Source organism: Vreelandella sulfidaeris Esulfide1 (assembly GCF_054072535.1).
Genome location: NZ_CM133364.1, coordinates 2,274,579 through 2,287,219 on the forward strand (window position 1 = coordinate 2,274,579; position 12,641 = coordinate 2,287,219).

Here is a 12,641-nt window from a genome sequence, read left to right on the forward strand (position 1 = left end):
ATAAACATCCTGCCGGGCTAAGCGGCTTAAGCTGGCACACCGCTATGAAAACGAAAAGCCGTATCGGGCGAAGTAATCAGCTCCGCTTCACGCGCTACAAAAAAAGCGATCCGCTCGTCAATTGAGTTTTGAGTTTGCTGGCGAGCCAGTAACAAATAGTCCTCAAAATGACGCCCTTCTGATTTCACCAGGGTACGATAAAATTTGGCAAGTTCTTCGTCTAAATAAGGGATTAAACAAGCAAATCGCTCACAGCTACGTGCCTCAATAAGGGCACCGATGATTAATACATCGATTAGCCGTTCGGGGTCATTGCTGCGCAAGTGCCGTCTAAGGCCTTCCGCATAGCGTGAAGCTGTCAAATGCTGGTAAGCCACTCCGCGCGACTCCATAAGCGCGACTACCTGCTCGAAATGCAGCAGCTCCTCCCGGGCTAGCTGCGACATTTTGCTTAGCAAGAATGGCTGGTCAACGTAACGATAAAGCAGGCTCATTGCCGTTGAAGCGGCTTTTTTTTCACATTGCGCATGATCAATTAAAAGAGTTTCAGGATTTTCAAGCGCCCACTGTAGCCACGCAACCGGGGTTGAACAGGCTAAAAACTGGTGCAGACTCTCCGGCAACAGATCATCTGCTTTCAGCGCATGATCAGCCATTTGCAAGGCACTATTGTGTAATTCATTAGCATTTAACGCATTAAGTTGTATCGACATAACACCATCACCGATCTTGTATTTCACTATTGTACAACACATAAGCGCGCAAGGCGCCTAGCCCTATTATTTGTAATCCTTTACGCGTTATTTTTTTATACTTTATATTGTCTAATGCTAATTTAGTGAAACCAGTAAAAAAGATGGAAGCACTTTATTCCTCCCTCGCTCATGAGTTTACATGACGCTCACAAGCGTTGATTAGTAGGTAGGTCCTAAAGATATAAATTGAGGACTATGGTAACGCGCTGTAACAACAATCACACCTGCACTGCCAGCGGTTAATGAAGAAATGGAAAAAAATTTCCTGTTTTTGGGCCAATTGACTCATAAAAAACGTTTTTTTGATTCGTTTAGATCGAGGCATCAACATAAAGTACAAGAGCCGCCCTGACTTGCCAGCTTAACATTGTCGACAGTTTGCCGTAGAATCCCAGCCATCCAACCACACGCTGTTTGTCAAGCGTATGTCCTATGTGATCGGCCCCACTTTACATCAACTGCGCGGCCAACACCGTGCAACGTGTATGCCGTCACCATAAAGTAAATGAGAACGTAAAATGAGAGGGCCCCAACGTGCTTGAAGCTTACCGCCAACATGTCGAGGAACGTGCCGCTGAGGGCGTCCCGCCCAAACCCCTAAACGCTGAGCAAGTAGCCTCACTGGTTGAACTGCTGAAAACGCCACCGGCAGGTGAAGAAGAGTTTATTCTCGATTTAATTACCCACCGCGTACCGCCGGGCGTTGATGAAGCTGCGTATGTAAAAGCTGGCTTTCTCACAGCCATTGCTAAAGGTGAAGCGAGCTCTCCGCTGATCGACAAGATTCACGCCGTCAAGCTGCTGGGCACCATGCAGGGTGGCTACAACATCGTTTCAATGGTGGAGCTACTCGATAACGAGGAGCTTGCCCGCGAAGCAGGCGAGCAGCTTAAGCACACCCTGCTGATGTTTGACGCTTTCCACGACGTAGAAATGCGTGCCAAAAATGGCAACAGCGTTGCTAAAGACGTTATTCAGTCGTGGGCAGATGCTGAGTGGTTCCTCTCTAAGCCCGCGCTGGCTGAAAAGATCACCCTTAGCGTATTTAAGGTACCTGGCGAAACTAATACGGATGACTTGTCTCCCGCGCCAGACGCTTGGTCACGCCCGGATATTCCGCTGCACGCCAACGCCATGCTCAAAAACGAGCGCGACGGCATTGAGCCAGTGGTCCCAGGCACCACTGGCCCGCTCAAACAGATCGAAGACGTTAAAGCAAAGGGCTTCCCCGTCGTCTATGTCGGCGACGTAGTCGGCACCGGCTCATCGCGTAAGTCAGCCACCAACTCGGTACTGTGGTTCTTCGGTGACGATATTCCTTACGCGCCCAACAAGCGTGCTGGCGGTTTCTGCTTTGGTAGCAAAATTGCGCCTATCTTCTTTAACACCATGGAAGACTCAGGCGCCCTGCCGGTTGAGATGGATGTCACCAACCTGAACATGGGCGATGTCATCGATGTTTACCCCTATGCAGGTAAAGTGTGCAAACACGATAGCGATGACGTAATCACCACTTTTGAGCTTAAAACGCAGCTGATTCTGGATGAAGTACGCGCTGGCGGCCGTATTCCCCTGATCATTGGCCGCGGCTTGACTGGCAAGGCACGTGAGTCGCTAGGCCTACCCACCTCTGACGTTTTCCGCCTACCTGATCAACCTAAAGATACCGGTAAAGGCTTCACCTTAGCGCAGAAAATGGTCGGTAAAGCCTGTGGCCTAGAGGGCGTTCGCCCCGGCATGTACTGCGAGCCCAAAATGACCACCGTTGGCTCACAAGACACCACCGGCCCGATGACCCGTGATGAGCTGAAAGACCTTGCCTGTCTTGGCTTCCAAGCCGACCTGGTAATGCAGTCGTTCTGCCACACCGCGGCTTATCCGAAGCCCGTAGATGTGGATACTCACCACACTCTGCCCGACTTCATTATGAACCGTGGCGGCGTTTCACTGCGCCCAGGTGACGGCATTATTCACAGCTGGCTCAACCGCATGCTGCTGCCTGATACCGTTGGCACCGGCGGCGATTCGCACACTCGCTTCCCGCTAGGCATCTCTTTCCCAGCCGGTTCAGGCCTGGTCGCGTTTGCCGCTGCCACCGGTGTCATGCCGCTGGACATGCCGGAATCTGTACTGGTTCGCTTCAAGGGTAAGCGTCAGCCGGGCGTTACGCTGCGCGACCTGGTTCACGCCATTCCGCTCTACGCCATCAAGCAGGGCTTGCTGACCGTTGATAAATCCAACAAGAAAAATGCCTTCTCTGGGCGCGTGTTGGAAATTGAAGGTCTGGAAGACTTAACCGTTGAGCAAGCCTTCGAGCTTTCTGATGCGTCCGCCGAGCGCTCCGCCGCTGGTTGTACCATCACGCTGTCTGAAGAGAGCGTTACTGAGTATTTGAAGTCCAACATCACCCTGCTGAAGTGGATGATGGCCAACGGTTATGGCGACGAGCGCACCATCAGCCGTCGTATCGAAGGTATGGAAGCATGGCTGGCCAACCCCAGCTTGATGCGTGCCGACCAAGATGCCGAGTACACTGAAGTTATCGAAATTGATCTGGCTGAAATTAAAGAGCCGGTTCTTTGTGCGCCGAATGATCCTGACGATGCACGCCTGTTGTCTGACGTGGCGGGCGAGAAAATCGATGAGGTCTTTATCGGCTCTTGCATGACCAACATCGGCCACTTCCGGGCGGCTGGTAAGTTGCTTGAAAAGCAGCCTGCCGGTAGCTTAAAAACCCGACTGTGGCTGGCACCACCGACGAAAATGGACCAGCATCAGCTGACCGAAGAGGGCTACTACGGCATTTACGGCCGTGCCGGTGCCCGTATGGAGATGCCGGGTTGTTCATTGTGTATGGGTAACCAGGCCCGCGTTGCCGCTAAGAGCACCGTGGTGTCTACGTCTACACGTAACTTCCCGAACCGTTTGGGTGATGGTGCCAATGTGTACCTCGCCTCTGCGGAACTGGCGGCCGTTGCCGCAGTAGAAGGACGCCTACCCAGCGTTGAAGAGTATCAACGCTATATGGGTGAATTTGACGCTATGGCGGGCGAGATTTATCGTTATATGAACTTTCACGAAATTGAGGAGTATCAAAAGATAGCCTCAAACGTGATTCCGGTCGCTCAAGAAGCCTAATGCTTGTTAAGCACTTGAGATAGGCCGCCCCATCGCCGATGCTCGCACCATCGCAGAAAATGCGACCTGTTGCATTTTCTGAGTCGATGACCGAACGCCCCGCCACTGTTTTACAGGGCGGGGCGTTTTTTATGCTCTACCTTTCTAAACTGATCGATAATCCAACAGCGTTTAACCTTAGAAGCGAGTGATGACGAATTCGATTGATATAGTGACGCCCGATCTCTGCGATGCGCACCCAGAGGTCGCTGTACTTGACCCGCTGTTTGCCAATTTTGGCGGGCTTGAAGCCTTCTACGGCCCTATTCGTACAATAAAGTGCTTTGAAGATAACTCTATGGTGAAACAAGCCGTTGCCGAACCGGGGAACGGCGCGGTGCTAGTGGTGGATGCGGGTGGTTCGCACCGCTGCGCCATGCTGGGGGATATGCTTGCCGAGCAGGCCGTCGCCAACGGCTGGGCGGGGGTCGTTATGTACGGCTGCGTGCGGGATGTTGATATACTCGCCGCCCTACCGATTGGCGTTCAGGCGCTAGGCAGCCATCCGCGCAAAAGTGAAAAACGCGGCGAAGGGCAGCGTGATATTGACGTCACCTTTGCCGGCGTTACTCTTCGGCCCGGCCAGTGGTTGTATGCCGATAACAACGGCATCATTGTTGCCGAGCAAGAGCTGCCACTTTCTTAACAACGACCTCAGTAGTCATTAAGTTTGACTTAAAAGAGCCCCTTGCCAGGTGTGGCGGTAACTGCCACCCTGGTGCTTCACTCTTACCGTTTAATGACAATGCAGCCTTTGACCTATCTTGGCTCTGCCTTACTACGAACGCTGCGCGATCATCTTCGACCCCTGATCGCCTACCACCTGTTTTTCACCTTGCTCGCCTCAGCCTTGCTGCTGCCAGCGGTCACCTGGGTAGTTCGCGGGCTGCTTGCCCAACTCAACCGTACCGTCGTCACTAATGATGAGCTGATTACCTTACTGTTCAGCCCATTGGGATTGTTGGGCATGTTGGTAGGGCTTGGACTCACATTTGTAATTATTTACTGGCAGCAGGCGGGCATGCTGCAAGTCGCCGTCAGACCACGTGACAACCACTATCGCTTAGCCCTTGAAGCACTCTGGTTGAGCACTCGGCGACTACCCGCCCTGGCGGGCTTGGTGTTTCTTCAGGTAGGCACACACTTATTGCTGCTTGCGCCCTTCATGGCAGCGCTCGCCTGGTTATATGATGAGTGGTTAGGGGGTATTGACCCCTACTATTTACAGCATGTACGCCCCCCCGTCCTATGGTATTTCATAGGCTGCGCCTTACCACTTGTCATCGCCTGGATATGGGCAGCTTCATGGCTCTATCTACGCTGGCTACTGGCGCTGCCCTTGGTAGCACTGGAAAGATGCAGCCCATTGCAGGCACTCAAGCGCAGCGTTAGTTTAACGCGCGGCTGGCGGCGCTCTATTGGTGCAGCGGTTTTACTCTTGCTGCTGATTATTATCAGCCTTCCACTGCTGATCACTCTGCTATTCGACCGCCTGTTCACGCCCCTACTGTGGTGGCTACCCGAACATAATGCAGTGCTGATTCCGGCGATGTTGAGCTATTTACTGGGCTATGTGCTGGTAACACTCGCCATTACGTTTATTGGTATTGCCGCCAATGCCCTGCTTTCTGCCTGTTTGTATATGCAGCTAGCTCATCAAGAACCACGCCCAGCGGCTCCACCGGAAGATACTAACGCAGGACGACTTGCCTGGGCGGTTGAGCTCAGCGTGCTGGTTTTCGCCGGCTTACAAGCGTGGTGGATTCTGAATAGCTTTGAAATTCGTGACAACGTTGCAGTGATCGCCCACCGTGGAAGCTCCATGGTGGCTCCAGAAAACACCCTTGCCGCGCTGGAGCAGTCACTGCTTGATGGTGCTCACTACATAGAAATAGACGTTCGCTTGAGCAGTGACCAGCAAGTGATGCTTTACCACGACCGCAGCATGGCGCGGCTGACCGGCGACAGCCGTGAGTTTGGCGAGCTAACCAGAGAACAACTCAGCCAGTTCGACGTGGGCAGCTGGTTTGGCGATGCTTTCCAAAACGAAGCCATTCCTGGCCTCGATGAAGCGCTCGAACGCGTTAGAGGAAAAGCGGGATTAATGATTGATATCAAACCGTTGCCAGGGCAGGAACAAACGTTAGCCAACGCAGTAATAGATACCCTAGATGCCGAAAGCGATGTGCGATATCGCTGCTGGGCGACCCAGCACAATGCCTTCGATGGCTATGCCAACTGTGGCTTCCCCAACGCGCTGTTAGACACCCGCATGGCCACCATGTCGCCATTGTTACTTGAGCATATTAATACTCGAGCGCCAGAGCTGCGTGTCACGCTACTGGCACAGCTCATTTTGCCCGGCACGCTGAATCGTCGCGGCTTTGATGCACTCGGCCTTCGACACAATCGAATAACGCAAGGAGAAATTCGCCTGGCAAGACTGTATGGCTACGAAATACACGCTTGGACAGTCAATGACCGGGCCAGAATGTCGGCGTTAATTGACCTGGGTGTCGATGCAATCATCACCGACTACCCAGATCGTTTAACAGCGCTTATTCACGACCGTCGGGAGTTAAGCGACGGGGCACTAATGCTGGTGAAGCTGCGCAACTGGCTTCGCCAATAAAGCGAATTTCTAGTCACCCATGACCACGCCTTCACGGCGAGGATCAGCGCCACCAAACAGAGTGCCATCATCAAGGCGCATAATTGCTTGAAGTCCACTGGTTAGCTCCCGTTCGCTAACCGTGTGGCCTCGTTCGCGCAGCGCCTCGAGAGTTGCCTCAGGAAAACGGTCTTCCTCGACATATACTTCTCCGCCCAGCGTAATGGCATGGGGAAGGTTCAATGCTTCCTGCGCATTCAAACCCCAATCGCGCATCGCTACGAGCGTACGAGCCGTGTAATGAATAATCGCAGCGCCTCCCGGCGAGCCCAAGCTGGCGACTAGCTCTCCGCTTTCTTGATCGAACACGAGGGTCGGGCTCATGCTGGAACGCGGGCGCTTACCGGGCTCGACCCGATTCGCCACGGGGTCACCATCCACTTCAGGCACGAATGAAAAGTCGGTTAGCTCATTATTAAGCAGGAAACCACCTGCCAACCCTGTCCCACCATCCGAGAGAATGCGTGAACCAAACGCCTGCTCAATAGTAGTGGTCATTGACACCGCGTTGCCGTCTTCATCAACAATGCTGATATGGCTAGTACCGTATTCTGGCTGATTCGGCTGGCTGGCCCAACTAACCGCAAGCTCACCGGGATTGCCCGGTTCAGCGCTATCCCCCATGCTCATCTCACCAATGAGTTCGCTACGCTTTTCAAGGTATTCAGGGGCCAGCATCAATGACCAATCGCCGCCCGGAGCCTCGACAAAGTCGGGATCGGCGATGTAACGTCCACGGTCGGCAAATGCCAGGCGCGCGGCTTCAAGAAACTGGTGCAACCAGGTGCTGCTTGGGGCGCCATTATCCAACGGGGCTTCAAGCAGCGACTGTTGATCAAGCATACCCAATATCTGCATGACGGTGAGATGACCTGATGAGGGTGGCGGGAAACCGCACACTTCCCACTGTTGCCAAGGGGTGCACAACGGTTCGCGGTCAAGCGCCTCGTAGCCATTTATATCCTCAAGCGCCAGACTACCTGGGCGCTCGGGATGATTCTGAACCCGCTCGACAATATCCTCTGCGACGGAACCCTCGTAGAAAGCTGCACTGCCTTGGGCTGCCACGCGGCGAAAGACTTCTGCCAAGGCCGGGTTTTTAAGCGTTTCTCCAACCGCGATCGGCTCACCTTCATCGTTGTAATAAAACTGGCTTGCGAGCGGATCCCGGCGCAGATACTCATCGCTCTCCAAGCTAGTATGCAGCCGATTACTAACGGAAAACCCCTCCTCGGCCAAGGTAATGGCAGGCGTAAACAACTCTTTCCAGGCCAACTCACCATGCTCTGCGTGAGCTTTTTCAAGCATACGCAGCGTGCCTGGCACACCGACGGAAAGACCACTAGCAACCGCCTGGTTAAACTCAAGCGGCTCGCCATCTTCCAGAAACAACTCACCACTAACGCCTTGGGGAGCAGTTTCACGGCCATCATAAGCGCGCACTTCGCTGCCGTCGTAGTGCATTAAAAAAGCCCCACCTCCGATACCGCTAGACTGGGGCTCTACCAAATTCAGTACCATTTGCACTGCAATGGCCGCATCAATGGCGTTACCGCCGGCTTTCAGCACTTGGTAACCAGCATCGGTCGCTAGCGGATTGGCAGCAGCCACTGCAAACGTCTCAGCCTCCCAACCGGGTTTCTCTTCATAGCCAGATTCACTTTCTGGGGAAATAGCAGGAGTCTCATAGCTAAACCCCCAACTATATAACGGCGCCACAAGCAGAACAGGTAGCGCGAACTTAGCCGCTTTTGGGGACATCTCAACGCTCTCCACGTTAATTTAAATAAAAAACCACTCACAAAGGGTAGCCTATAAAAACAGCAACGCCCGGCACAATGGCCGGGCGCACAACGATCACTGAAGGTGAACGCGATTACTCGATTTTTTGTCCTGCGAGCATAAACCACGTTTCCAACACCGCATCGGGGTTCAGTGATACAGAGTCAATGCCCTGCTCCATCAGCCATTTCGCTAAATCTGGATGGTCTGACGGGCCCTGCCCGCAAATACCCACATATTTACCTTTTGCTTTACACGCCTGAATAGCCATCGCAAGCAGTTTTTTAACCGCCCCATTACGCTCGTCAAATAGATGCGCCACGATACCTGAGTCACGATCCAAACCTAGCGTTAACTGGGTCAAATCATTTGAGCCGATCGAGAAACCGTCAAAATACTCCAGAAACTCGTCGGCCAGTAGTGCGTTAGCAGGCAGTTCGCACATCATTATGACTTTAAGCCCTGTCGGGCCACCGCGCTCCAGGCCGTTCGCCGCCAGCAGTTCTACCACTTCACGCGCTTCATCGGTTGTGCGTACGAAAGGCACCATAATTTCGATATTCTCGAAGCCCATCTCTTCACGCACCCGCTTCAAGGCACGGCACTCGAGTTCAAAGCAGGGCCGGAACGCCTCAGAAATGTAGCGTGACGCGCCACGGAAACCCAGCATTGGATTTTCTTCACCTGGCTCATAAAGCTTACCGCCAATCAAATTTTCGTATTCGTTTGACTTAAAATCTGACAAACGCACGATCACACGCTGAGGGTAGAATGCGGCCGCCAGGGTAGAGATGCCTTCTACCAGCTTATCCACATAAAAACTGACTGGATCGGTATAACCTGCGGTACGTAAATCGATTACCTGCTGTAAATCCACAGGCAACGTATCGTACTCCAACAGCGCCTTTGGGTGGACGCCAATCATGCGGTTAATAATAAACTCAAGGCGTGCCAAACCAACACCTGCGTGAGGCAAGCTGGCAAACCCAAAAGCGCGATCAGGGTTGCCCACATTCATCATGATTTTGAAAGGGATTTCTGGCATGGCATCGACACTGGAGACTTTACAATCAAACTCCAGAAGGCCTTCATAGACATTGCCGGCATCGCCTTCAGCGCAAGACACCGTCACGTCGATCCCATCTTGTAGTTGAGTGGTGGCATCCCCACACCCCACTACCGCAGGAATGCCCAACTCGCGGGCAATAATCGCCGCATGACAGGTGCGCCCGCCTCGATTAGTGACAATCGCAGAAGCACGCTTCATGATCGGCTCCCAATCCGGGTCGGTCATGTCAGTGACCAGGATATCGCCGTCATGGATCTTGTCCATATCATCCGGACTTAACACTACCTTAACGGTACCCCGGCCAATGCGTTGGCCAATTGCCCGTCCGGTAATCAATGTGCGACCCTTTTCGCGTAGCTGGAAGCGCTCAAGCTTGCCCCCTTCCTGCTGAGAGACCACCGTTTCAGGACGTGCCTGTACGATATACAGCTCACCGTCATCACCATCCAGCGCCCACTCGATATCCATGGGCCGCTGGTAGTGCTGTTCGATAGTCATTGCCTGACGGGCCAGGTCCATCACTTGCTGATCGTTGATACAGAAGCGGCCGCGGTCGGCATGGGGCACATCGACGGTTTCAACCGATTTACCGGCGCTGGCATCTTGGCCATAAACCATCTTGATCAGCTTAGACCCCAAGTTACGGCGTAATACCGCCGGACGACCTGCCGCGAGTGTCGGTTTATGTACATAAAACTCATCGGGGTTAACCGCGCCCTGCACCACGGTTTCACCCAACCCCCAAGAGCCAGTGACAAAAACGGCATCTTTAAAACCAGATTCCGTGTCCAGAGTAAACATAACGCCGGCCGCGCCGGTCTCTGAGCGCACCATTTTTTGCACGCCTGCCGACAAGGCGACATTTTCGTGGGCGTAGCCCCGGTGTACTCGGTAAGAGATTGCACGATCATTAAACAGCGAGGCAAAAACTTCGTGCACTGCGCGTTTGATGTTGTCGAAGCCTTCGATATTCAGGAAGGTCTCCTGCTGTCCCGCGAAGGAGGCGTCGGGGAGATCTTCCGCGGTGGCTGAGCTGCGCACGGCTACTTTCAGTTGCGGGTGCTGTTGTTGAAGTTGGCCATACGCTTCACGCAAGGCTGCTTCAAACGTGGGGGGAAGCGGGGTATCGATAACCCATTGGCGAATGTTGCGCCCTGCTTCGGCCAAGGCTTTCACATCATCTACATCCAGACGAGCAAGAGTAGCGTTGATACGTTCATTTAGCCCTTCATGGGAGAGAAATTCGCGATAAGCGTGGGCAGTGGTGGCAAAGCCGCCAGGAACCGTCACTCCAGCACCTGAAAGATTGGAAATCATTTCACCCAGCGAGGCATTTTTGCCACCCACGCGTTCGACGTCCGACATGCCCAACTGATCGAACCACAGAATATACTCTTCCACGTAACCCCCTCGCTCATAGACACCGGCACAGCCGCTGACATAGTTACCAAAACCATGCATAGTCGATAAGACCATGGGCCATGGATAATTAATCAAGACACCCTAGCACCACGCCCCACTATTCGCCATTGGTCTAATAGCGAAGAGAGTGGAGGATTTTTACAACAGTAGGGCTTTTTGGGCTGGTTATGTAGTCAGGTGCGAGCGCCTTTCATCAAATGTGTATCGCGCTGACGAAGTTGCCGCAGTAAATTGCTATGCCACGTTGTGCTGGCAAAAGGCTCGGCCCACAATAGACGCATTCATCATCACTGGATTTTGTCATGAAACGTACGGCTTTTTTTATTTCAGATGGCACCGGCATCACGGCGGAAAGTTTAGGGCGCAGCCTACTGGCCCAGTTCAGCGATGTCGAAATCGACATGCAGACCAAGCCCTATATCGATACGCTGGAAAAAGCTCAGGCGTTAGCAGCGATCATTGAATCAACGGCCGACCGCGACGGGCATCGTCCTATTATCATTGACACCATTGTCGACCAGCAGATTCGCGACGTCATTCGTCAGGCATCCGGTTTCAAAGTCGATATTTTTTCGACTTTCCTAGAGCCTTTAGAACAGGAGCTGGACACTCACTCTTCCTACAGCGTGGGGCGTACTCATTCGATTGGTAGTGATGACGTTTATATGGACCGTATTCACTCCGTTCACTTCGCGCTTGATAACGATGACGGCGCCCGCACCCATCAATATGATAAAGCAGATATCATCCTGGTGGGCGTCTCACGCTGCGGCAAAACACCCACCTCGCTCTATTTGGCACTACAGTTTGGCATTCGAGCAGCCAACTATCCGCTGACGGAAGATGATCTAGATGAAGACGGAATGCTGAAGCTGCCCAAGGCACTTGTGCCTCATCGTCAAAAACTGTTTGGCTTAACGATTGATGCACGGCGCTTGTCGGCGATTCGCAATGAAAGACGCCCCAATAGCCGCTACAGTTCGATGGATCAATGCCTTCAAGAAGTGGAACAGGCTGAATCGCTTTACCGCACCATGCATATTCCCTTTATCGATGCGACACGCTTTTCGGTGGAGGAGATCTCTACGCGAATGATTGCCGAGACCGGTTTAGCGAGGCGCTTTTCGCCCCGCTAATACGATAAGTCACTGGGTGATTACATGCCTTTCGGCGCAAAAATACCCGGTGCGTTGCGCCAGTAACCTTTGTAATCCATACCAAAGCCGAACACATAACGATCGGCGACTTTCAAGCTGCAATAGTCGGCTTTCAAACCGGGCACTGCTTTGCGATCGTGTTGCTTATCGACCAATACAGCCGTGGTGACACTGGCGGCTTGGGCTTCTTCACAGTAAGCCAAAATGGCCGCCAGTGTCGCGCCTTCGTCCAAGATATCGTCAACGATTACCACATGGCGGCCTGCCATGGGTACTTCTGGGGAAACACGCCAAAAAAGCTCACCTCCACGGAGTTCATTGCGGTAACGGGTGGCATGTAGATAGTCCACTTCCAGCGGGAAGCCTAACCGGGTGAGCAAATGCCCTGTCGTAATCAAGCCGCCATTCATCACACAATAAAAAACCGGCAGTTTATCGCCTAAATCACGAGTGATTGCTTCCGCCATGCGATCAAGAGCCAGTTCTACCTCTTGTTGTGAAATTAAACAGTCGGCGTTATCCATCAACTCACGCATTGAGTCTAGCGACTCTAACGCCTCTTTATCCAACTTTGACATCTACCAACTCCAGGGCGGGTTATAAACTTT

The 12,641-nt window shown here is 53.0% G+C and carries 8 protein-coding genes; 4 read left to right on the forward strand and 4 right to left on the reverse strand.

Features of this window, described 5'->3' with window-relative positions:
* Positions 1–26 precede the first annotated feature (26 nt).
* A complete protein-coding gene (miaE, locus tag ACW44H_RS10640; protein ID WP_457504439.1) occupies positions 27–713 on the reverse strand; it encodes a tRNA isopentenyl-2-thiomethyl-A-37 hydroxylase MiaE in 687 nt (228 codons plus the stop codon).
* A gap of 576 nt (positions 714–1,289) precedes the next feature.
* Here miaE and acnB point away from each other — a divergent pair.
* From acnB to ACW44H_RS10655, 3 genes are all read left to right on the forward strand, one after another.
* Positions 1,290–3,893 carry a bifunctional aconitate hydratase 2/2-methylisocitrate dehydratase gene (gene acnB / locus ACW44H_RS10645; protein ID WP_113269679.1) on the forward strand — a complete coding sequence of 868 codons (2,604 nt, stop codon included), beginning with the start codon at positions 1,290–1,292 and terminating at the stop codon, positions 3,891–3,893.
* A 190-nt stretch (positions 3,894–4,083) separates the two neighbouring features.
* The gene (gene rraA / locus ACW44H_RS10650) at positions 4,084–4,578 is read left to right on the forward strand and encodes a ribonuclease E activity regulator RraA (protein ID WP_113269678.1); all 495 of its coding nucleotides are present in this window, start codon (positions 4,084–4,086) and stop codon (positions 4,576–4,578) included.
* A 42-nt stretch (positions 4,579–4,620) separates the two neighbouring features.
* Entirely contained in the window at positions 4,621–6,564 is a 1,944-nt protein-coding gene (locus tag ACW44H_RS10655; protein WP_457504440.1) for a glycerophosphodiester phosphodiesterase family protein, read from the forward strand.
* A 9-nt stretch (positions 6,565–6,573) separates the two neighbouring features.
* Here ACW44H_RS10655 and ggt read toward each other — a convergent pair whose 3' ends face one another.
* Together ggt and ppsA are read right to left on the reverse strand one after the other, a co-directional pair.
* Entirely contained in the window at positions 6,574–8,364 is a 1,791-nt protein-coding gene (ggt, locus tag ACW44H_RS10660) for a gamma-glutamyltransferase (protein WP_457504441.1), read from the reverse strand.
* Between the two features lie 115 nt (positions 8,365–8,479).
* Positions 8,480–10,855, reverse strand: a complete 2,376-nt coding sequence (ppsA, locus tag ACW44H_RS10665; RefSeq protein WP_457504442.1) for a phosphoenolpyruvate synthase — start codon at positions 10,853–10,855, stop codon at positions 8,480–8,482.
* 323 nt (positions 10,856–11,178) lie between these two features.
* On the opposite strand from ppsA, the gene ppsR reads away from it, so the two are divergent.
* On the forward strand, positions 11,179–12,012 hold the full coding sequence (ppsR, locus tag ACW44H_RS10670) for a posphoenolpyruvate synthetase regulatory kinase/phosphorylase PpsR (protein WP_457504444.1): 834 nt from the start codon (positions 11,179–11,181) through the stop codon (positions 12,010–12,012).
* 20 nt (positions 12,013–12,032) lie between these two features.
* On the opposite strand, the gene ACW44H_RS10675 is transcribed toward ppsR, so the two are convergent.
* Positions 12,033–12,611 carry a hypoxanthine-guanine phosphoribosyltransferase gene (locus ACW44H_RS10675; protein WP_113269674.1) on the reverse strand — a complete coding sequence of 193 codons (579 nt, stop codon included), beginning with the start codon at positions 12,609–12,611 and terminating at the stop codon, positions 12,033–12,035.
* Positions 12,612–12,641 lie beyond the last annotated feature (30 nt).

Coding starts and splice junctions, on each gene's coding strand:
- ACW44H_RS10675 (WP_113269674.1), bottom strand. CDS start 12,611: ATGTCAAAGTTGGATAAAGAGGCGTTAGAGTCGCTAGACTCAATGCGT.
- ppsR (WP_457504444.1), top strand. CDS start 11,179: ATGAAACGTACGGCTTTTTTTATTTCAGATGGCACCGGCATCACGGCG.
- miaE (WP_457504439.1), bottom strand. CDS start 713: ATGTCGATACAACTTAATGCGTTAAATGCTAATGAATTACACAATAGT.
- rraA (WP_113269678.1), top strand. CDS start 4,084: ATGACGAATTCGATTGATATAGTGACGCCCGATCTCTGCGATGCGCAC.
- ggt (WP_457504441.1), bottom strand. CDS start 8,364: ATGTCCCCAAAAGCGGCTAAGTTCGCGCTACCTGTTCTGCTTGTGGCG.